17 protein-coding genes are annotated in these 21840 nt (G+C 46.1%); 9 read left to right on the top strand and 8 right to left on the bottom strand.

Annotation, left to right across the window (positions count from 1 at the left end; translation table 11 throughout):
• The first annotated feature begins 2 nt into the window (after positions 1-2).
• The 7 genes from ACZ5KW_RS01505 to ACZ5KW_RS01475 all read left to right on the top strand — a co-directional run bounded on the left by ACZ5KW_RS01505 (position 3) and on the right by ACZ5KW_RS01475 (position 10922).
• Positions 3-1769, top strand: coding sequence for an alginate lyase family protein (locus ACZ5KW_RS01505; protein ID WP_343779189.1), 1767 nt, complete (start codon positions 3-5; stop codon positions 1767-1769).
• An 84-nt stretch (positions 1770-1853) separates the two neighbouring features.
• Entirely contained in the window at positions 1854-3980 is a 2127-nt protein-coding gene (locus ACZ5KW_RS01500; protein ID WP_343779187.1) for a bi-domain-containing oxidoreductase, read from the top strand.
• A gap of 438 nt (positions 3981-4418) precedes the next feature.
• Positions 4419-5324, top strand: a complete 906-nt coding sequence (locus ACZ5KW_RS01495; RefSeq protein WP_343779184.1) for a class I SAM-dependent methyltransferase — start codon at positions 4419-4421, stop codon at positions 5322-5324.
• A gap of 164 nt (positions 5325-5488) precedes the next feature.
• On the top strand, positions 5489-6727 hold the full coding sequence (locus tag ACZ5KW_RS01490; protein ID WP_371152671.1) for an O-antigen ligase family protein: 1239 nt from the start codon (positions 5489-5491) through the stop codon (positions 6725-6727).
• 30 nt (positions 6728-6757) lie between these two features.
• Positions 6758-7888 (top strand): glycosyltransferase family 4 protein, encoded by a 1131-nt coding sequence (locus ACZ5KW_RS01485; protein ID WP_343779179.1) that lies wholly within the window; start codon positions 6758-6760, stop codon positions 7886-7888.
• Between the two features lie 88 nt (positions 7889-7976).
• The gene (locus ACZ5KW_RS01480; protein ID WP_343779178.1) at positions 7977-9380 is read left to right on the top strand and encodes a capsular polysaccharide export protein, LipB/KpsS family; all 1404 of its coding nucleotides are present in this window, start codon (positions 7977-7979) and stop codon (positions 9378-9380) included.
• A gap of 60 nt (positions 9381-9440) precedes the next feature.
• On the top strand, positions 9441-10922 hold the full coding sequence (locus ACZ5KW_RS01475; RefSeq protein ID WP_343779177.1) for a capsular polysaccharide export protein, LipB/KpsS family: 1482 nt from the start codon (positions 9441-9443) through the stop codon (positions 10920-10922).
• Positions 10923-11203: 281 nt separating this feature from the next.
• Here the strand turns inward: ACZ5KW_RS01475 and ACZ5KW_RS01470 are convergent, their stop codons facing one another.
• The 3 genes from ACZ5KW_RS01470 to ACZ5KW_RS01460 all read right to left on the bottom strand — a co-directional run bounded on the left by ACZ5KW_RS01470 (position 11204) and on the right by ACZ5KW_RS01460 (position 15026).
• Entirely contained in the window at positions 11204-12421 is a 1218-nt protein-coding gene (locus ACZ5KW_RS01470) for a glycosyltransferase family 61 protein (RefSeq protein WP_343779174.1), read from the bottom strand.
• A 7-nt stretch (positions 12422-12428) separates the two neighbouring features.
• A complete protein-coding gene (locus ACZ5KW_RS01465; RefSeq protein WP_343779172.1) occupies positions 12429-13370 on the bottom strand; it encodes a UDP-glucuronic acid decarboxylase family protein in 942 nt (313 codons plus the stop codon).
• A gap of 90 nt (positions 13371-13460) precedes the next feature.
• Entirely contained in the window at positions 13461-15026 is a 1566-nt protein-coding gene (locus ACZ5KW_RS01460; protein ID WP_343779170.1) for a capsular polysaccharide export protein, LipB/KpsS family, read from the bottom strand.
• A gap of 361 nt (positions 15027-15387) precedes the next feature.
• On the opposite strand from ACZ5KW_RS01460, the gene ACZ5KW_RS01455 reads away from it, so the two are divergent.
• Together ACZ5KW_RS01455 and ACZ5KW_RS01450 are read left to right on the top strand one after the other, a co-directional pair.
• Positions 15388-16131: a glycosyltransferase family protein gene (locus ACZ5KW_RS01455; protein ID WP_343779167.1), complete on the top strand. Its 744-nt coding sequence runs from the start codon at positions 15388-15390 to the stop codon at positions 16129-16131.
• Entirely contained in the window at positions 16131-17129 is a 999-nt protein-coding gene (locus tag ACZ5KW_RS01450; protein WP_343779166.1) for a PseG/SpsG family protein, read from the top strand. The genes ACZ5KW_RS01455 and ACZ5KW_RS01450 overlap by 1 nt, the downstream gene beginning before the upstream one ends.
• Here the strand turns inward: ACZ5KW_RS01450 and ACZ5KW_RS01445 are convergent.
• The 5 genes from ACZ5KW_RS01445 to ACZ5KW_RS01425 all read right to left on the bottom strand — a co-directional run bounded on the left by ACZ5KW_RS01445 (position 17126) and on the right by ACZ5KW_RS01425 (position 21826).
• Positions 17126-17791, bottom strand: a complete 666-nt coding sequence (locus ACZ5KW_RS01445) for an HAD family hydrolase (RefSeq protein ID WP_343779165.1) — start codon at positions 17789-17791, stop codon at positions 17126-17128. The two genes, ACZ5KW_RS01450 and ACZ5KW_RS01445, sit on opposite strands and share 4 nt — an antisense overlap.
• A 2-nt stretch (positions 17792-17793) precedes the next feature.
• Complete coding sequence (locus tag ACZ5KW_RS01440) at positions 17794-18849, bottom strand: N-acetylneuraminate synthase family protein (RefSeq protein WP_343779164.1); 1056 nt, start codon at positions 18847-18849, stop codon at positions 17794-17796.
• A gap of 56 nt (positions 18850-18905) precedes the next feature.
• On the bottom strand, positions 18906-19901 hold the full coding sequence (locus tag ACZ5KW_RS01435; RefSeq protein ID WP_343779162.1) for an aldo/keto reductase: 996 nt from the start codon (positions 19899-19901) through the stop codon (positions 18906-18908).
• A gap of 225 nt (positions 19902-20126) precedes the next feature.
• Complete coding sequence (locus ACZ5KW_RS01430) at positions 20127-21152, bottom strand: ATP-grasp domain-containing protein (protein ID WP_343779160.1); 1026 nt, start codon at positions 21150-21152, stop codon at positions 20127-20129.
• Positions 21149-21826 carry a PIG-L deacetylase family protein gene (locus tag ACZ5KW_RS01425; RefSeq protein ID WP_343779158.1) on the bottom strand — a complete coding sequence of 226 codons (678 nt, stop codon included), beginning with the start codon at positions 21824-21826 and terminating at the stop codon, positions 21149-21151. The genes ACZ5KW_RS01430 and ACZ5KW_RS01425 overlap by 4 nt, the downstream gene beginning before the upstream one ends.
• Positions 21827-21840 lie beyond the last annotated feature (14 nt).

Here is a 21840-nt window from a genome sequence, read left to right as displayed (position 1 = left end):
GAATGATGACGGATTATTTGACCCTTGCTGGAACCGCACTCAATAAACAACCGAGACAGCTTTTCGGAATCGCGACTCGCACACTCAAGTCATCGGTCTTACCACGACTACCGATCGATATTGATAGACGATACGAGCGGCAGGTCCCAGAGGAATTCACTCCGCGTATTAAGCCGATACGCGATAACACGATTCGTCTTCAAAAGAGCACTCTCAACAAACGAGAGATATACGAGCGAGACGTAACAGCCGTCCTCAACGGAAACCTCAGCTTCCTAAACGAAACTGTATCCTTTGAAGATGGAGAGTCCATCTCTGTGGATGTGCCGAGAGTGATAGAACAGTCGCTTCACTGGAAACTGAAGTGCTGGGGATTCGAACATCTTAAACCTATCTGGCTCACGGCTCACGAGCCTTCAGAGATTTCGGACAAGGAAATCGCGATCCATCGTTCTTGGCTCGATGACTGGATAGAAGATCATCCGATTGCAACCGATAGCCAGTACTTGAGACGATACTGGATGCCACATTCGGTCTGTCTTCGGATCCTGAATTGGGCACGGTACGATTCTCTATTTGCGTCGCAGCTCGATGAGACGTTTCGAAGGAATATCCGACGATTTGTCTACAAGAACGCAGTGTTCCTCTCCGACAATGTTGAACACGGTGTGGGCGGTAATCACCTTATTGAGAACGCGGTTGCACTCGTCGTAGCAGGGATCTATGCTAACGAACCGGCGTGGTTACGCCAGGGACAGCAGATCTTCGAACAGGCGGGTGAGGAACAATTCTTCGAAGATGGAGGTCATATCGAACGAAGCCCGATGTATCACCTGATCGTCTGTCAGCGCTTCCTCACAGCAGTTGATCTGTTAGAATCCATCAGCGAGGGGTCCAAATCCCTTCGAGAGACCGCAACTGATGGAGTTCACTTTATCGAACGTCTCCGGCCACCGGACGATCAGATTCCACTTCTAAATGACTCTGTCTTTGGAGAAGCACTACCACTAACATCCTGTCTCGAATACGCGCAATCTATCGGTATTGAGACGAATCTACATTCCGAGCCGGATCCTTATAGATCACTGCCTGAGTCGGGATTTTTCTGGCTTGGAACCGACGATAGCCAGCTTCTCATCACAGCACACGAAATAACGGTCCCTCATCTTCCAGCACACGCACACGTACATCCGGGGCAGGTCTGTTTGTGGATCGGCGGAAAACGGATATTGACTGACACCGGTGTATTCGAATACTCTGCCGGGACAACTCGCCAGCGTGATCGAAGCATTCAGAGCCACAACACTGTCCAAGTCGGTACTCTTGAACCGGTTCGTTTGGCCTCCTCGTTTTGGATGTGGGGAACGCTTGATCCAGAAGTCGAATTTAGCGAAGGTTCCCCTCTTCGAATGGCTTACGATGTGAACGGGATCGGACATCCAACATATACACACGAAAGAACGGTCGAACGAGTCTCCGATGGATGGCAAATCACGGATCAGGTGGAGTGTAAGAACGAATCTGCTCTGAGCCGTTTTCATGTTCATCCCGAATATAGCGCTACCCTCAACAGCACCGACCAATACGTGACGATCGAAGATAATGAAGGAATACCAACCGCAGAGTTAGAAGCGCTTGAGGGTAACAAAATGACCCTTGGAACGGCGCCATATCATCCAGAATACGGTAAAGAACAATCCAGGGCTGTGGTTACCCTCCATCGAGAAGATTCGGGAATGCTTGGAGTGATCCTTCGTGAACTCAACTGACGATCGCGAAAAGTACTCATTGAGACCTCTAATCGATACCAGAATGATAACACAAAAACCAGAGAAGACGAAAGTGAGTCCATAATGCGGCAGCTTCAACAAAACTTCGATAGTGGGGAACTGGAACTCGTCGACGTTCCGGAACCACGCACTTCTTCGAACGGAGTTCTCGTCGATACACGCCATTCTCTCGTTAGTGCTGGAACCGAACAAGCGCTGATCGATCTAGCAAAAAAGAGCCTATTGGGGAAAGCCAAGGAACGACCAGACCTCGTGAAACAGGTCATCGAAAAGACAAGAAATGATGGGATCCAAGCCACGTATCGTTCGGTAAAGTCTCGCCTCGATAAGCCCCTTCCTCTGGGATACAGCTGTTCTGGAGAAGTGCTCGAGGTAGGTGAGGACGTCACCAACATCTCAGTCGGGGATCGTGTCGCTTGTGGGGGTGCTGAGTATGCGACACATGCCGAGGTAAACCACGTTCCAGAGAACCTTTGCGTCCCGATTCCTGACTCGGTAGACTCGCGCGATGCCGCTTTCACGACGGTTGGTTCGATCGCATTACAGGGGATCCGACGACTCGATCCAACACCTGGGGAACGAATCGCAGTGATCGGTCTCGGTTTGGTTGGTCGACTTACGACGAAGCTCCTGTCCGCGTACGGTTATCCAGTATTAGGGATCGATATTGACCCGTCCAAGGTTGGGGACGCAACAGAGATCTCAGTGGGAGCCGTAATCGGAGATGATAACATTGAGCACATAGCTGAATCATTCAGTGGCGGGCCGGGAGTCGATGGTGTGATTATCACCGCCGCTACGGATTCTGATCAGCCGGTCGAAATGGCTGGGAACATCACACGCGAGCAGGGGCGCGTGTCCGTTGTCGGCGATGTCGGTATGGATATTCCCCGGGAACAGTACTACGAGAAAGAACTCGACTTCCGTCTTTCTAGATCGTACGGTCCTGGCCGGTACGATCGGGCGTACGAGGAAAAAGGAAACGAGTACCCCATCGGGTACGTCCGCTGGACAGAAAATCGGAATATGGGTGAGTTCCTCAGATTACTCGACACAGGAGAACTCAATCTCGACGATCTGATCTCGCATATGTTCCCGTTCGATGACGCGCTCGAAGCGTACGACCTGATCCTTGAGGGTGGAGATTACACCGGAATTGTGTTAGAATACGATTCCAACGAGACAGATCGAACGCGGCGGATCGAACTCGAATCCGGTTCGAAACGATCCGTTAATGGCCAACTCTCCGTCGGAATGGTCGGGGCCGGAAACTTCGCGACTAGCACACTGTTACCGACGATCTCGGGGATCGATGAGTTGGCTATCACGGCTATCGCTTCGGCGACAGGGGTAAGTAGCAAAACGGTTGGAGAAAAGTATGATGCCGAGTATGTCACCACGGACTACGAGGAGATACTGGAGGATGAGGCGCTTGACCTTGTAGTTGTGGCAACGCGACACAATCTCCACGCAGAGATCGCTGTGAAGGCTCTTGAAGCCGGGAAGGATGTACACGTTGAAAAGCCACTTGCGCTCGATCGAGAGGAGTTACAGGCTGTTGTCGACGCCGAGCAAGCATCCGACAGTAGGTTAATGATCGGATACAACCGTCGGTTCTCTGAACCAGCGAGGACGATCAAGAATGAATTATCCGGGCGAAACTCTCCCTTTATGGCACAGTACCGGATCAACGCCGGGACGGTTCCCTCAGATCACTGGACGATCGACCCAGAAGAGGGTGGGGGACGAATCGTCGGCGAGGTCTGTCACTTTGTAGATCTGCTTCAATTCTTTTCAGAATCTTCTCCACAAGAAGTGTACACGATCGGACCGAAAATCCCAGAGAAGTCTCCGACACAACAAAATATTCAGGCAGTCATCCAGTTTGAGGACAATTCAACGGGAACGATAACGTATACGACGTTGGGCGATGATTCCCAAAGCAAAGAATCACTTGAAGTATTCTATGGCGATCGTGTGTACCGGATAAATGATTTCAAGACTGGACGGCTCGGAATGAGGAAATCGAAAGGGTTCGAAACCGAATTTCGAGAGTTTGTCGAGACGATTCAGAACGGTACGTCGGCACCAATTTCGATGCGAGATATCGTCGAGACCTCGCTCTCGACGTTTGCGATCCGAGATTCGCTCTCGGCCAACGAACGCATAAGAATTGATGACGTATTGTAAATTGTTTAGATCTATACTCACTTTAAGTCATTATTTAATCACAGTTGACATATAATTCGTACTAGTGTGTGGTATAGCCGTAGGTAGTTCTATGCTATGCTTCAGAATGATAGAGTCTGTCTGTCGTCTTCGTCTCGGTTGTAGGACCTGGAAGGTCTGTACAGACCACTGCTTAGAAGGTAGTTCGACGATCTCTCGGCAAGGAATTGTGTTGGGTCCTCGTTTAGGCTGCCCCGACTCAAAATCTGTCTACAGGTGGGAGGGGCTTATGTTCGCAGGGAACGTATCATTTACTGTTAGCTTGTTGGATTTTGTGTACACCAGGGAGCAGACGTTCTAACTAATAGAATTAGTGAGACACTGAGTTTGATATGTACTAGATACATCCCTCTTGAAATTCCGAAGAAATAACACGCAAAGACTGAGTACGACACACTTATGGATAGAAGTGATATTGAATCGGCCTTGGACACCGTAATCGAAGAGTTTCCATTTGGAAGACAGTATGTCGCCGGAAAACGAGAATGGATTCACACTATAATCAAACAAATTGATTCACACACATCAATTGGCGATTCTATTTTATCTGTAGGGTGTGGACCGTGCGATATTGAAGCTGTATTGTCCCAGTTAGGGTATGATGTTACGGCCGTTGATGACTTGAATGACCAGTGGCATCTTATCGGTAATAATCAAACCCGGATACGTGAATTCGCTGATAAGATGGGAATAGATTTAATTGTTGCCTCTGCTGGAGAGGGTTTACCGAGTGATGACTACGACCTCGTCACTGCGATTGAAGTCTTGGAGCACGTTGACTCACCACGAGTGTTTCTAAATGATTGTGTTAATTCTCTAGCAACTGGTGGTACAATTTTGGTTACAACCCCGAATTCAGTTCGCTTGACGAATCGAATTCGAACTTTGTTTGGCCGCTCAACTGGGGTTGGTGCTGGATTTATTTATTGGAATATTGGAAAGTTTCGGAGTCACATTAAAGAATATACTCCTTCTGAACTTGAACAAATAGCCGAGTATACTGGGCTGACTAATATTAATATTGAATTAAAAACATTAACTCCGAAAAAGGCTCAAGAGCAAACTGATAGCTATCTCATAAAAATGTTACTCACCCTATATCAGGTTGTAACTCGAATTCGACCGACGTTTCGTGATAAACAAATTCTCACTGGAAAAAAACCCGTGACATGGAAATCAACAGAAGCATCGATCGAACAGTTTTCTCGATACTATCCTCATATGGCTAATTATAATCTTGATAATGTGAATGACGACGAAATCAAAGATGCGATTTTTTCTGCACATAAGAATGAGGATTCCTGATGGAATCCTCTCAGTTTACCAATAACTGAATTTAGATCGTGCTCTCCAAACTTTGGTAATTAGTAGTCTGGTAGCCACTAATCCGTATGTAATCAGCTCATCTGAACACTACCGATATAAGAGAAGATAGCTTCATATAGCTTTAGGGGTTGGGCTGAAACAGAATGAAGAAATTGGACTGGCCCATACTTGATAAGCCAGAAATGCTAGTTCTTCTCCTCCTGGTGGCCTCAGTCCTGTCACTCACAGGAGTCGGCAACACACGAGTGACAGATGTAGTAATACTGGCAGCTGCCGCTGGATTGGTAGCATCCTGGATAATCGGAACTGATAATCATATTAGGTTGCCTAGATCAATTATCCTCCCTGTGGCGATCATCTGGTGTCTCTTCCTTCTCAGCTCTATTACGGCAGGGCCGTACGTCCCTGAGTCGGCACTTCGGGCAATAGTTGCCATCATTGTTAGTGGAACAGGAATCTTCATAATTCCGGAAATCTACAGCCGAAGATCATTCTTTTGGCACATCCTGTTGATCTCGTTCGCTCTAGGGCTGCTCAGTATCCTCGCAGTCATTACACCATTTGAGTCAGTTGGTTCAATAGAACTGCTACGGACGGTACCCTACGATCAGTTTGTTGTATTTGGACCACAAAAGTACGCACCGGTTCCTGTTGGCGGCCTCGGAAACCCAAACATACTAGCAATGACCCTACTTCCTGGTATCCTTGCTGGCGCGAACTTCCTCTATGAACGGGCAGCCGAGCACTCAACCTGGGGAGTGTTCTCGTTCGGAGTTGTAACTGCCGTACCAACAATTATACTCTTTTTGACTCGTTCTCGGGGAGCTCTACTTGCACTCGCTGCGGGTGTTGTGATGTACGTAGTGGTACACAATCTATCGTCAGTGACAGTTCGAATATTGTGTTTGTGCGGTATCACTGGCACCGTTCTCTTTCTTGCCCCAACTGGGATCGGTCCTATCCCCAGTCTGGTTGAAGCCGTGTCTGCGCCGAGAGCGTTCCGGTGGAGACATGCCCTCGACGCTATTCTCCAGCAACCACTATTAGGATACGGTGTAGGGAATTCTAGAACTATTATTCCAGAATTCCAGACACAGCCACACAACGCATACTTTATGATAGGGACATGGAGCGGTGTCGGAGCAGCAATCTCCTATCTGTATTTGTTCACTCAAATGTTGTTGCTGTCCGTACGGAGGAAAGTGGGAACGACGCCAGCAGTATTTCCGGCAATCTTGACCAGCTATTGGGTCATCTCGATTTTTGAATCGTTGACTATATTCCACCTTACTATCTACTCGATAGTACTCGCAATTACGTTTGGATTTGTCGCGTCTGACATCGTTCCACACGAACGGGCCACCACATCTAACAGCAACTAAGTGACATCAAATTAAACTCTCCTAACAAATATGAAAATCGGAATCAATGGCTTGGCTGCGAAGACCGGGGGCGGAGTGACGTACTTACAGAATCTCGTAACCAACATTCTGGATATCTCGGACCATAGAATCCACTTCTTCGTGTCGGCTACTACGAGAAAACAGCTCAACCTACCGACAGATGATGACACATTGACAGTGGACTCTATTGATGTGTCTGGTACTGGAAGCCGTCTGTGGTACGAGCAAACAGGTCTTCCTCTATCCATCATTCGTCAGAATATCGACCTCCTTTACTCGCCGAGTGAAATTCCAGTCATGTGGTGTCCCTGTACACAAGTCGTAGCAAATCAAAACCCTAACCTATACTACGACATTGACGTTGAAAAGTCACTTCGCCAGCGAGTACGGGAACAAGCTCTTTCTGGGGCGCTAGAGGCTGCACAGTTGCCCTCGGAAGCTACAATATTCGTTTCTGAATCATCGAAACGAAAGGCAACACGGGAATTGCGGATCAGCGAAGATAACGCGTACTCTGTCCAACACGGTGTCGGTTCGTCATTCGCCAATGTACACACGAGCGATGCGAAGTTCCCGTCGGCTGAGAGTGAATATATCCTCCTTGTCTCCACCCTGTACAAGCACAAAAACGTACACAATTTGATCGCCGCGTATGCGCGGCTCCCACAAGCGAAACGCCGAGAACATCCACTTCTTATTGTCGGCAGCAAAACCGTCGAATCGGAGTACACCCGTGACGTTGAGAACTTAGCGAGAGAGCTAGGCGTCGCAGAAAGTGTCTCTCTTGTCGGCCGTGTCTCAGAGACAGCTCTCAGATCGTACTACAGCAACGCTCACTTGTTCGTTTTTCCGTCGCTGATCGAGTCGTTCGGACTCCCGGTATTAGAGGCGATGGCTACAGGCGTGCCGGTCGCTGCCTCCGCAAACGCTTCCATTCCTGAGGTCGGTGGCGACGCAGCGGTGTACTTTGATCCGGAGGATCCCGACCAGATGTCCGTCGTGATTGAGCGAGCACTGGATAACCAGAAATTACGGGAGGACTTGGTCGCTCGCGGTCAAGAAAGAGTAAGAGATTTCACCTGGGAGAAGTGTGCCAAGGAGACACTCAATGTCTTCGAGAGGGCCGCAAATATTGAGTAAACACTCAAAAGAGGAAATCTGTCACAAAACAGTAAGTTTGAATACCGATATACAATTCAGACACGACTTCGTTATTTAGAATACAACGATGGACAACGTACAGCCTTCGGAGCAGTTACTAATACCAATCACAGGCGATGGGGATGTGGTATTTATCTCTCAGTTATCTGATTGCCTTCATAATAGGGGGTTCGAAGTCGTATTTTTACCAAATAACTCTGGGATAAGAAAAGCAATACAAAGAGAAGTCCACTCTGAGAGAGTGCTCCGTGATCCTTCGAATTATTCTCCCGAGAAGTCACTTGATGAGCTGTTAGAAAAATTTAATATTGACAGTCCACGCTCGTTCGTCGCGACAGAAATGGCATATGACTATGTATATCCGAAACCGTCCTCAGAGCCGTATATTTTCTCGAATTTCGACAGTTCGGATTACGATCCCTATATCACCAAGTTACATCGGTGTCTCGATTTCTTGGACGAACTATATCGTGATGGCTATCGAGGGGTTCCGCTCCAGAATCAGGGTGGCGAGATTCTGAGACGCTCATTACAGGCGGTAGCAGATTACTATGACGTTCCTTCGATCTGGGTTGGGTTCTCACCGATTGATGGCGCGTCCGGATTCCATCGTGACGAGTCAGAGTCTTGGAACACGATCCAGCAGGCGTCGTACGAGGAGCTGACCACAGAAGAAATTGAGCGGGCAGAGGAGTTCATCAAGCGGTTTCGTTCTGATTCCGGGCAAATTCAGTCTGGCCCGCATCAGCGCTCGCTCGGAGAAAATATTAGACAGAAAGCGGAAATCATCCGTCGACACGCCCGAGATCTTGGTCCCTATATCAAACGATGGACGAGGGGTAACATCTTCAAGCGAATTTTAGCAGCTTACGCCGATTGGAAGTACCTCAATCTCGACGAGTCCGTGGACCTCGTCGAGGAGTCTAACTACGTATTCTATCCGCTCCAGTATTATCGTGAGTCACGTGTCTTGGTTCGAGCGCCGGCGTTCTACAAGCAGAGTTGGCTCGTGGAATACTTGTCTCGGTCTGTACCGTACGATCATGAATTGTTTGCGAAGGACCATCCGAAGCAAGTTGGCGCGCAGCCGAAATCCGAGGTCGATACGATCGTTCGGCACTCAAAGGCACTAGCCCCAGAGTATCCTGTAGCATCCATCTTGGAGAACGCATCAGTAGTCGTTGTACTGAATAACACCGTGGGCTACGAGGCACTCCTCTACGGGAAACCTGTCGTTGCCCTCGGAGAAGCGTTCTACACGGATGCTCGATTCACGCACAGCGTAGATGATGTGAACGAGCTGCCGAGAGCGCTCACCAAGGCGATCGACGAGGGCGGTCCAACCGACGAGGAATTAATAGTGTTCGTTCACGGATTGGTAGAGGGAAGCTTTGATGGCGAGTGGGGAAGTACCTCTAAACGAAATCTCCAGAACTTGTCCATCTCGATTGAATCATACTATGATGAGTAAGCATAATCCTACCTCGGCAGATCCGCGTCGTACGGGTTGTTGGAAGATAATGTGATAATAATGTCTCAGAAAGCACTTTACTGTACTTCGGCTTCAGATTTCTGGGTTGACACAGTAGATAACATATCGAAGGAAGCAGATATCCAACCCTGTTACTGGATTGTCAATTCAAATGAGGTTGATAGGGATATAAACAACCTATTTCCTGATTGCGTTGTACACGATATTTACGATTGTAGAAAAGGCATATTACCTGAAGAATATAGTTCATTTGAATTCTCAGAATATCCAGTAGATGAGGACATTCTGACGACTTTTCGTGAAACAGAATCTACAGTTTTGTCTATGATGGACCGAGCGGATATGGGGAATGCGACCGATGAGGGATTCAGCTACGGAGAGAGGTTACGGCATTATCACAACTTATTATCACAGTGGAGATATATAATTGACAAATTAGAAATCGATTATTCTATTTTCAGCGATATTCCCCATAATGCTGCCACATATGTATTGTATCGCGTATGTAGGGAGCAGGGAGTTGAAACAGTGTTGATAACAAGGACAACGGTTAATGATCGTTGTTATACGAGAAGTAGAATACATCATACAAATGATGTATTTGGAAATGAGTCCGATAATGATTCCTTGTCGCCTGAATTAAAGGAATATCTAGATCAAATCAGAGGAGATTATACTACAGCTGAACCTGAGTATATGCAAAATCAGAACCCATATCTCCCGAACCTAAACCACTCTATCCGGGAGTACATAGTAAAATGGTGGTATTTTTCGCCAACTAGTGTGTTAAAGCGTGACAAACAATTGTATAGTGATTCCAGAATGAATAAATACAGTTGGCTACTGTACCGCTTCCGCGCGGAGATTTATAAACAAAGGCTCAAGCATGAGTATGCGAACCGTTCCATACATCCGGACTTAACGAATAAATTTCTATATTTCCCCCTCCACTACCAACCAGAGAGAACAACTTCTCCTGAGGGCGGGGATTTTGTTAATCAATATTTAGCGATTGAATTATTGGCAAACGTACTACCCAACCATATTAAGATATTCGTTAAAGAACATCCCTCGCAGTTCAGCTTCCAGCCTGATGGTGATCGAGGGCGGACTGTCGAGGATTATGAATTTCTTAATAGCATCAATCAAGTCTCTCTAGTTGAGCAAAACACCTCCTCATTTGATTTGATCGATTCAAGCATTGCTGTTAGCACAGTTACGGGTACTGCTGGTTGGGAGGGCCTTGTCAGATTAACGCCATCACTTGTTTTTGGAGATGCATGGTATTCTGCCTGCCCTGGATGCTTTAAGGTTAAAACAAAAGAGGAGGTCAGCAGCGCAATTAACAGGATATTAAATGGAATAAATATAAAGAAAAGGGACATAGAAAACTTCCTAATTAAAATAGACGATATAAGTGAGGTAGTGACACAAAATCCGGCTAATAAGAATGCCCATCAAGAGAACGTAGATTCATTAACTAGGTTAATACTACGGCATATAGGTGAGAGTCGTTTTTAAATAACAACCGCCTTATATTACTCTTGGCTCCTGCCGGGTCGAACTAACCGGCGTTAACGAAGGATAAATAAAACACTGTAACATATATATTCTTTTCTCACAGATAATGTCTCTGACGACAAATCAGGTGACCCAAAACTTCGGCCTTTTATCTCTGTTTTCTCGAACTGTTCCACTATACTGAGGTTACTGTATGACATAGTCTCTTTATTCGTGATGCTGACATCACAGGGACGGCTGTAATTATCTATCTGTGAATAACCTGGTTACACTATCTCAAGTCATTCTAAGGCAAGACTAAGATAGTCCTCTAGTTCAGTTGGATCTATCTGTAAATTAGATTCCTTTGAATCGACCACTACGGATTCATATTCGAATTCAAACATCGCGGATAGGTAGTAGAAATGAGGTTTTATTATTGTTTCTGGAAACAGTTCAATTACTGTTGGATCCCCTGCGAACATCATATTAAGAAGCCCAGCACCGTGTGGGCCCATTATTACGTCCGCATCGTAGAATAACTGTACCTGTTCTCGAAATGTAAGGGCTTCCAGTTGATATAACTCGAACCCGTATTTTCTTAATATCTGACTCACCTGATCTATGTTTGTAACCTTCCGCTCTCGCTGGGCTCCTTGTCGAGATACGTATATCCGTTTTTCACCGTCGGAAGTATTTTTTTTTTGATCTACAGTCGATCGTGCTCGTTCACGTATCCAATTAAAGTCCTTGACCGATGGATTGTAATCTGACGATTCCGGATCTCGATAGTCAAAGATATGCGGCCGGTGCGTACTGACAATTAGTTTTTCAATGCTTGTGGCTTTCTGATTCCATTGTTTGTACTGGATTGAATCGAATCCGAGAAACTCGAGGGAATCTCGTACAAAGTCGCGTGGATTTGGTTCGATGAGTATCGTTGGTTCATTATCTGTTTCCCGCAGGTACAACTCGTACAGCCGTAGCTTGGGCAAATATTCCATTACCCAGTGATAATAACTAGGATCTGGACAGATAAGTGGAAAGACGATATCTGCTGTCTGACCCGGCTGAAAACCGAGTGCGGATTTGAATACTTCCTTTAATATTGACGACCCAGAACCCATATACGTATTTCCGTATCGGAAACCCGATGTCTCAGGTATGAGTTTCTTCCCTTCGTATAGTCCCACAGCGTTCGGTCCCACTAGGTTACAATTCTCGATTTCATAAACCGCACCCGGCTCTGGACTGAACTTGGTAGGATATGACTCGAACTCACGACGAAGTCTTGCGTTCTCTGCTTTCGGTATCGAGATCGTCTCCTCCCCTTCGTCTATCCAGACTCGACCTGAATTCGACGCCTCTTGGGCTTCCGCAGCTGTAATCTGTCGCTTTCTAATATACTGTCTCGCTAGATACGGTACGGATTCCTTTGCTAAGTCAGTGATTCCATTTTCTGAATAATACTGGAATATATTGCTTGGTAATGTCCGTGTAGGTCTCTCGTCCGTGCTCATCTACTTTTCAGACCGACTTAGATTCGTAATACTCGATAGTCTTTTTGAGTCCTTCTCTTAGTGGAATCTCTGGTTCCCACCCCAACTCTGTCCTCGCACGCGTAATATCGGGTTTCCGTCGCCCTGGGTCGTCCTCCGGTAGCGGCTCATAGGTAATCTCTGAGCGAGTATTGGTTAGATCCAGCACTTCATTTGCTAATTCCTTAATAGTCCGTTCGTTTTCTTTACCGATGTTGTAGACATCGTGTTTCAGATTGTCCGTGTTCATCAACGACATAAGACCATCAACCAAATCATCTACGTAACAGAAACTCCGCGTCTGTTCACCATCACCGTATATCGTGAGATCCTTTCCCTGTAGAGCCTGGGTTACGAAAGTCGGAACCACTCGTCCATCATCCGAACGCATCCGCGGTCCATATGTGTTGAAAATACGAATGGTTCGAACATCAACATCGTACTTACGCTGGTACGCGACAGTTAGAGTCTCTCCAAACCGTTTTGATTCGTCGTAACAGCCTCTCACGCCTCGAATATTCACATTTCCTGTATACGTTTCTGGTTGTGGATGAACTTCTGGATCGCCGTACACCTCACTAGTACTTGCGAATACCATCCGTGCGTCGCATGCGCGAGCGTGATCGAGTAACCGGCGTGTGCCTTGCGTATTTGCTAACGCGATATCGACTGGGAAGTCAGTGAAATCTTTTGGGGATGCTCGGGAAGCCAAGTGATAGATTTGATCGACGGACGGAAGGGATCCCGGTACCCGAATGTCTCTATCGATAAGAGTAAAATTAGAGTGATCTAAAAGACCGTTTATATTCGAACGCTGGCCGCTCCCAAAATTATCCAGACATACTACTTCATAGCCATCGGAAAGAAGTCGCTCACAGAGATGGCTTCCAAGGAAGCCTGCTCCTCCGGTTACTAATACTTCTGTTCGCATTGAGTCTCACTTTACTTCAAGGAATATGAAAGATTCGATAGTGTGGGGGAATGTGTTCTGTAAAATTGTATTTCAGTCCTTATGGAATTACTACTTTAAATTAAAACAATCTGGTTGAACGATGTCCTCGTCAGCAAGTATCTGTTCAACAATTGGTATATATGGCCCTCTTTCATCGATTATTTCATTATGTGTAATCCGTTTTTTGCTCTCGTTGAGTGGCGGGAAGTCCATATGCTTACATACAAATAGGAAGTGCGCAAACCTCTGTGCGCGTTTATTCCTCTTTTCAGTTGAGTCTAGTTCTTCAATATTCCTTATCGCTTCCCTGTATTTTGTTTTGGTGGAGGGGTCATATGTAATGTTGAATCCATGATAAGGTGGGTATCCTCCTGTAACCACCGGGATCCCCTCGTATGCCATCTCTAGACCAACCGTTGACGCATAAACGATACCTGCGTCGAGATCATCAATAAGAGCGTACGTGTCTATGTCTGTGTCTGGAGGGAGAAACTCGATGTTATCTGGAAGTGTTGAATAATTCTGTTCAATCCATTCTCCAGTACTTTCATTTGTTCCTCTTATCTCCTCAGCAGGATGTGATTTAATGATAAATTGAATATTTTCTTTTTCAGCTGCTACCTTGATTGTCTCGTCAAGCCAGTCATAGATGTTATCGTAAAGAGCTTGTTCAGGTTCTAACGCTCCATCCCATAATAAATGTGAGAATATACCCACTAATAGAGAACTAGAATTCTCAACTGATATATCTGTATTAACTGTATGATATGTTTGGGTTATTTTTCCACCCTTCCGTTCGGTCATAATTCTATCTATACGCTTTAATTGTTTCTCCGAAAGTTGGGTATTGATTGCCTGTGTAATTATTTTAGTGTTATCAAACTGAGGCATATAATTTCGATTGCTTGATTTTCCGAATATCAACTCATTCTGGTGATAGCCTAATGCCTGTGTGTAGGTTGGCACTTCGTTCCTTTTACACACCTTCATCGGGACATTACCTTGGATGTATGTTGGTTCGCTGACTATTGTGGCTTCTATATTATACTTATTAAGTAGTTTTTGTGTCGAATCTACTAGTATAATACCACCATAGAGAAAATTCTCAAAAACAGCCCGTTCCTCCGAATCAGTCAAATCTATTGTATATTTTTTCAAATATTTTTTTGTCGATGACATAGCAGTCTCTGAAATGTTATTTTTCTTATAGTCAAAATTCTTCAATTCTTCCACACTACACGACTGGATATCTATATCTGGGTAATCGCCCGAAATAATTTCACCAATATTGTGCGTTTTCAAATTAAAGAGATCTGGATATGCCTCAGATCGGACTCTACAGCCTTCTATAGATATGTGTGCTTGCTTATCGCTAATAGTAATCTCTGGCCGTTCTGGGAGATCTAAGTTGTCGCGTAAAATAATTGGTTCATATCCTCTTGTACGGAGGGCATGACCCAATACACAAACACGGAGACACAGCGTATGATAGCCGGGAATTAGTGGGAAGAGAACGTATCCCCTCCGTTCAGTTTCATCCAAGTTGAATTGCTGTATCTCGTTATCAACACGCAAATCTGAAGTCCAAGGGTTCTGCCCAAAAGTAAACTCATAGAGATCAACCAGGTTGTCCACCTGATCTACTTTTGACGCTAATCTTACAACTTCTGATCTAAAATTCATTATCTACTCTATAGCCTCGTTAGTCGATATATTCCCGATTCTTCTTTTAAATCGGCAGCGATATCCGACCATCAAAATCGTTTCGCTAAACTCCAACAAGTAATTTGCGATCGATTGATATCCAATTATAGTGCTTCGTTTGTCGTTCGGAATTTATCTTATCAATGACTCTCACTCGATATCCCAAGCACCTTTCAAGAGCGTGAGAATCACTTGACTTTCTCCTAATTTCCGTATGGCCGCTCTCTATGTGGAGTGTTCTGTATAATCACGAACCGAAACACCGATAATCGAAATACATCTACCTATAGTAGTGAACGTAACTGCTGTCATTCAGGCACGTGTCGGTTCAACACGCCTTCCCGGAAAGGTGATGTATCCACTCAATGGACGACATGTACTTGAACACGTGGTCGCCCGTACGGAATCAGCAACTCTTGTCGATGAAGTAATCGTTGCCACATCGACCGAACCACGAGATGACGTAATCGATGAACGTGTATCGCACTTTGGAACCGACGTGTTTCGTGGGAGCGAATCCGATGTTCTCGGGCGGATGTATGATGCGGCCAGAACAGCAAATGCGGACGTTATCGTTCGTATCACGGGTGACTGTCCGTTAATCGATCCCGGAACAATTGATGCCGTGGTTCGACCGATACAAGATGGAGCGACACAATACGCTGCCAATATTTTCGAGCGGACGTTTCCTCGTGGGCTTGATGTCGAGGCGTTCACCTTCGAAAGCTTTGAGCGAGTAGCCAACGAAACAACCGAACCACATCACCGTGAGCACGTGACTCCGTATTATCGTGAGGAATCAGAGCGCTTCAAAACTGCCTCGATTACATCTGATACTGTATTTAACGACTCTCAGTTTCAGGATCGTGACGACCTCCGCTTGACGCTTGACGAGGCAGCTGATTATGAAGTCCTACGTCGCATCTATGACCACGTTCCTTACGATGATATTCTCCCAATTCGAAACGCTATTCGTTATGTTGACGAAAATGATCTTATGGAATTGAACGCAAGCGTTGAGCAAAAGTCCCACTAATGTACGTCGTGGTGCGTGCCGATGGTGGCCCAGAAATAGGCTACGGACACCTGGTTAGAACCGGCGCACTCGCCAGCGAACTCCTCGCCCGTGGTCACGAAGTCACATACGTTACGACGACGCCGGATCACGTCCGAGAAGTCTGCCCCGACGGTGTAGGTACGGTGACCATATCCTCTCGAGAGGATCCCACGCCGGTTCGAGAGTTTACCCGCGATAACGCTGACGTAACCGTTGTAGACTCGTATCTCGCCGATGGCGCGTATCAACGAGAACTCCGAACAGTCACACCACTCACCGTCATCGCCGATGACACCCGCCATCAGATCGCTGCTGATATTCTTATCAACGGGAACCTCTACGCACCGGAGCTAACTTACGAAACGATCGGTGAAGAACCTGAGTGGTGTCTCGGACCGAAATACCTCCTGCTTCGTCCGGAGATTACTGCGCACGTCTCAAGAGATTCGCCATGGCGTGAACCTCCGACCCGTGCGATTGTCACAATGGGTGGTAGTGATGTTAAGGAACTCACACCGACTGTAATACGCGCCTTCGACGGTCTTGATATTCGAGTGGACGCAATTGTGGGGCCAGGTTGTACCACTGAGCAGGAGCAGGCGATTCACAACGCGGCACGGACATGTTCTGCGGACGTGCGAGTAGCCCGCGATCCAGACGATCTCGTCGATCGAATGGCGCAGGCCGATTTTGGAGTGAGCACTGCTAGTAGTACGACATATGAACTGCTTGCATTGGGGACACCTATAGTGAGTATTTCTATCGTCGACAATCAGGAGCCGATCGCGGCGGCTCTCCGAGACCGTGACATGGCAATCGTCTTGGAACGGCAAATAGATACGCCCACAATTATGCGGGCAGTCAAAAAATACATACAAAATCCAGATTGCCGAGAAAAAAAGCAAAAAAGGGGTAAATCGCTTGTAGATGCTTTGGGCACAAAGCGTGTAGTTTCGAAACTAATTGAGTACAATTAATCTGTAGTCTTCTTGAGTATATTTACAATTTCTGGGATCAATGTCAAATCTGGAAGTACATACTGGGGCCGGGCATCATTTGACTCCGGTAATTGAAAGAGAGTTTCTTGCCTCCGCACCCAGACCGTTAACATTCCGAGATCATTTGGCCAGTAGAAATCAAGCTCAGGATTGTCACCAACGAATACAGCATGCTTTGGACATACTTCTAGTCTCTTAAGTACAGTCTCAAAAGGTGTGGATTGCCGTTTCGATGTTTTGTTGTCCGGTGCTACATATACTTCATCAAATACATTAGATAATCCAAGCTTCCGAAGCTTCTTCTCACCGTGTTTTCCTCCAGTAATAACTGCTGTTTGACATTCTTTGGGGAGGTTTGTTAATATCGTTTCTACCTCAGGATACGGCCGTAGCTCTGGGTCACTACTGTGGTATGCTGAAACCAGATAATCTACTTCTTCTTGTGGAAGCCCATACGATTCAATAATCTGGTCAAAAACCGTTTTAAAATTCCGTCTAATGGCGTATTCCCACACCATATCTCCGAATGTATCAATCTCATACTTATTTGAAAGGTATGCCGCTGCGCTCCGAAACCCGGCCTCAACATACGTCCGGTCGTCGAACAACGTTCCATCAAGGTCAAAGCAAACTGCGGTCATAATTACAGGTCATCTGATTGAATAACATCCCACGTGATTCCTTCTCCCGAGGAAATATGTTCCGTTGTGTGCATCCCTATGACTTCATCAAAGAATTTTGGAGCAAGTCCGTTCTCATTCTTTCCAGATCGGAGTATATCCATGTTTTCTGTTGTCAACTGCTCACCTTCTTCTATATCTGTTGATGCATGAATACGCCGTCGTGCAATGTCGTGCATCTCCTTTTCAACCGACTGTATCTCTTTTTCGCCATCTCCCAGTACCTGTTCTGTTTTGCGAATAGAGCTAATCATATCTTTGAGTTCTGCCGGTTCAATAGCAAATTCGTGGTCCGGACCATCCATTGAATTATCAAGTGTGAAATGTTTTTCAATGATATCTGCTCCGGTAGCGACCGCTGCTGATGGGGCGATAATTGGATCAAGGGTATGATCAGATAATCCGCTTGGTAGCCCAAATTTACGTTTAAATCGATCAATAACACGGACGTTTGTTGATCCTAGTGGTGCCGGATACGAGGAGGTACACTGTAACACAATGATATCGTCGAGGCCCGCTGATTGAAGTGTTTCGACAGCTTCTACAACCTCAGACATACCGTGAGCACCTGTTGATAGAATAACTGGTTTTCCCTGTTGTGCGACATATCTCAGGAACGGATGATGCGACATAGTAAACGAGGCAATTTTATATGCGGGTACGTAGTCAAAAAGTTCATCAACAGCACGCCGATCGGTAGGAGTGGATAAAAAGAGAATATCACGATTCTGGCAGTAGTCTCGGAGTTTTGGGATCCAGTCGTATGGCATCTCCATCTCACTAACGAGATTATACAATGACTCATCAGTGTCAAGATAATCCGCAGCTCCACTACTTTCGGGGTACATTGTTTTTGCTCTAAATGTTTGGAATTTCACCGCATCAGCACCCGCATCAGCAGCCACGTCAATAAGCTGCTTTGCTTGCGAAATATTATTATTATGATTTGATCCTGCTTCAGCAATCACAAATGTGGATCCAGCTCCTATCGTCTCGTCGCCAAGTTCTACTGTTCTCATATTTTCTATGTCGTTCTTTCAGTTGCTTAAATGCTACTGCGTATTTCTGTCGACAGTCAGTATCCACTCCAATCTCCAGATTTGTCAAGTTGAGTAATATGATTCTGTGAAAGAGAGACCGTTGTAGATTTGATATTTTCTTCTAATTGTTCGACAGTACGTGCCCCAATGATAGGAGCTGAAACGTCCTCATTTTCAATTAACCAGCGAAGACTCACCTGTGTCGGTGAGATTCCTTCTTCATTACTTACCTCTCTGACCGCATCCAAGATCTTAAAGTTCGCCTCAGTAAGATACCGGTCTTCAAAGTAATCGTCTCGGTTTCCTCTCGCATCTTCCTGTTTTGTTCCACTACGACTGTATTTGCCAGTTAAAAAACCACCAGCAAGAGGTGACCACGTCGTTACGGCAAGATCGTACGTTCGACACATGGGGAGATACTGACTCTCAATCTGGCGCGTCACAAGATTATATTGTGGTTGGACAATAGAGAATGGTTCTAGTCCGTGCTTTTTTGCATACTCATTGGCTCGAACTACACGCCATGCATTGGGAATTGAGGTGGAGAATCCAAGATAATTAACTTTACCATCAGAAACGAGATTTGTAAGTGTCCGCATTACGGTACCGACATCTGTTGTTTCGTCCCAGCGGTGGACGTATAATATATCGAGATATGTCGTGTTTAGCCGTGACAGAATCTTATCTATTTGATTTCGAATATGGCGCCGGTTCAAGCCACTCGCATTTGGATCCGTATCTCGGGTTGGCCAGTAGATCTTGCTACCAATTATGAAGTCACGACGGTCGTAGTCTTCAAGCCATTCACCAATATACTGCTCGCTTAGTCCTTCACCATACACGTTCGCTGTATCAATTAGATTACCACCTAATGACGAATATCGGTCAAGGAGCGTATGTGCCCGCTCTTTCCCAATAGGTATATTCCCCTGATCGTCTTCGTGACCGAACCTCCATGTTCCTAATCCGAGTTCACTTACCTTCAGTCCAGTTTTTCCCAACCTAGTAGTATCAAAGTCTGAAGCAACCATCTTCTCTCTCTATATTCTCACCGGAAATAATATTTTCGCAGATAGCCTCCTGAATAGTATCTATCTCAGGATGTTTATTATCAATTTTATTATATATTGATAGAACCATATGAGTGACTAATTAAAGTGACGTATCTGTATAATCGGCACCCTACTCACTTTCTATGTGTATCTGTTTTCTAAGCAACTATGAGTATATCTGTAAGGTCGTGGAAAATTAACCAGCTATATCTCTTTGAGATCGACCGAGCCATCGGCAAGAATATCCTTGTCTTTGATGAAGTGTTGATCTGTATATCGGAGCATATGTAAATCAGATTCGAAGCTAGACGGTGTGTTGTAGGGCAAATCTACAGCATCCTTGATTAGAACCGCAAGTTCGTCAACACCCGCAGCGACAGTGAGACAAGCGGATGACGAGAAGCGTGGATTGATCTCAATAACATGGGGAACTCCGTTGTCATCGCAGATTTGCTGGACATTTATGGGCCCCGACGGGCTAAACTGATCAATAATCTGGTGACAGGAATCACTCACTTCTGGTGCTTCTCTAGTGACACCATGAACGGTACTTCGATCCTTCCGAATTGCTTCTTTTGGAACAACCGAAAGGACGGAGTTTTCGTTTGTACAGACGACACTGGTCGTAAACTCCGCGCCTTCGAGATACTCTTGAACAAGTAACTCATCTGGTTGACGACTTGTCGTGGTAATTGCCTCATTGAGCTCATTCGGTGATTTGACGATCTCAACTCCTCGTCCTCCTCGCTCTGTCCGCGGTTTGAGTACCAACGGAAATTCTGCTTCACCAAGATTAGCAGCGGCGCTGACTGTCCATGTTTTTGGGACTGTAATATCTGCTTTATCCAGTTCAGTCATTAGCCGATATTTGTCAAGACACGTCTCCACAAAAGATCCGTTAGGTGCCACGAAAACCGTGTCCGAAGCAGTTGTTCTAAGTTCCTCAATTTGTGAGACTTCCTCATCAATGAGTGGGACAACAACATCTACCTCGTATTTATCGAGATAGCCACAAATGATATCTACCCATTCATCTGCTGTGGCGGGCGGAACAACAATTTTATCATCTGCAACGTACAATCCAACTGCTTTTGGATTCATATCCGCACCGATAACGTTAAAATCGGTTGTCTTTTTCAGTGATTTGATTGTAGCTATCCCACCAGTTCCACCAGAACCTGTAACTAATACGGTTACATCTTCCTCGGTGGACACGTTATTACTAGTCATCGGTTGACCTCGCGTAGGAGTTCAAACGGTTCAGCTGCTGGGACACCCACTTTACTTCCCCAAACATCGGCGTTCTTCCGCACGGTGTCAATCGTCCGGGGGTGCGGTGGCTCGCGTAGCTCCTGTTCGTATACCGAGAGAGCCTCAGATTTTGTATCAAGGCTATCGGTGACATCGACGAACGACGTTGGCTGGAACGCGTTGTCTGGCCGTGGGACCGACCATTCTGAGGCTGAAAGAGTCTCGAAAGCGAGCACGCGATCGACACTACTGTCTGTCAAGGGGCGTGTGGCAGTAATCGTCGCCCGACAAGTGAGTTCGTGGTCCACGTTGAGATCACCGTAGTGGTGTGTGTAGACGATATCGGGATTCTGTTCGTCGATCTCGGCTTCGATCGTTTGAACGATATCGAGTAACGGTACGGTATCAAAGCTATTGTCCGGGAACCCGTACAGACTGACCGTTACACCGAGCGTATCGGCTGCCATTTGGGCTCGCTGACGACGCTGTTCGATTTCCACATCAGCAGCCTCCACATTGTCGTAACGAGAGGTCACTCCGTCTGAAAGGATACAGATATGGACATCATCACCATCGGCCGCATGTCGAGCGAGTGTCCCGCCGACCCCGAGGACTTCGTCATCAGGGTGTGCAACAATACAGAGTACAGACATAGTCTATGACAGAC

Source organism: Halorubrum ejinorense (assembly GCF_055389685.1).
This window is presented reverse-complemented; position numbering and strand designations above follow the sequence as displayed.

Excerpts from the sequence above, each read along its gene's own strand:
- ACZ5KW_RS01480 (WP_343779178.1), top strand. The coding sequence starts at position 7,977 with ATGGACAACGTACAGCCTTCGGAGCAGTTACTAATACCAATCACAGGC.
- ACZ5KW_RS01465 (WP_343779172.1), bottom strand. The coding sequence starts at position 13,370 with ATGCGAACAGAAGTATTAGTAACCGGAGGAGCAGGCTTCCTTGGAAGC.
- ACZ5KW_RS01430 (WP_343779160.1), bottom strand. The coding sequence starts at position 21,152 with ATGACTAGTAATAACGTGTCCACCGAGGAAGATGTAACCGTATTAGTT.
- ACZ5KW_RS01450 (WP_343779166.1), top strand. The coding sequence starts at position 16,131 with ATGTACGTCGTGGTGCGTGCCGATGGTGGCCCAGAAATAGGCTACGGA.
- ACZ5KW_RS01470 (WP_343779174.1), bottom strand. The coding sequence starts at position 12,421 with ATGAGCACGGACGAGAGACCTACACGGACATTACCAAGCAATATATTC.
- ACZ5KW_RS01490 (WP_371152671.1), top strand. The coding sequence starts at position 5,489 with ATGAAGAAATTGGACTGGCCCATACTTGATAAGCCAGAAATGCTAGTT.
- ACZ5KW_RS01475 (WP_343779177.1), top strand. The coding sequence starts at position 9,441 with ATGTCTCAGAAAGCACTTTACTGTACTTCGGCTTCAGATTTCTGGGTT.
- ACZ5KW_RS01425 (WP_343779158.1), bottom strand. The coding sequence starts at position 21,826 with ATGTCTGTACTCTGTATTGTTGCACACCCTGATGACGAAGTCCTCGGG.
- ACZ5KW_RS01435 (WP_343779162.1), bottom strand. The coding sequence starts at position 19,901 with ATGGTTGCTTCAGACTTTGATACTACTAGGTTGGGAAAAACTGGACTG.
- ACZ5KW_RS01485 (WP_343779179.1), top strand. The coding sequence starts at position 6,758 with ATGAAAATCGGAATCAATGGCTTGGCTGCGAAGACCGGGGGCGGAGTG.
- ACZ5KW_RS01505 (WP_343779189.1), top strand. The coding sequence starts at position 3 with ATGATGACGGATTATTTGACCCTTGCTGGAACCGCACTCAATAAACAA.
- ACZ5KW_RS01500 (WP_343779187.1), top strand. The coding sequence starts at position 1,854 with ATGCGGCAGCTTCAACAAAACTTCGATAGTGGGGAACTGGAACTCGTC.
- ACZ5KW_RS01495 (WP_343779184.1), top strand. The coding sequence starts at position 4,419 with ATGGATAGAAGTGATATTGAATCGGCCTTGGACACCGTAATCGAAGAG.
- ACZ5KW_RS01445 (WP_343779165.1), bottom strand. The coding sequence starts at position 17,791 with ATGACCGCAGTTTGCTTTGACCTTGATGGAACGTTGTTCGACGACCGG.
- ACZ5KW_RS01440 (WP_343779164.1), bottom strand. The coding sequence starts at position 18,849 with ATGAGAACAGTAGAACTTGGCGACGAGACGATAGGAGCTGGATCCACA.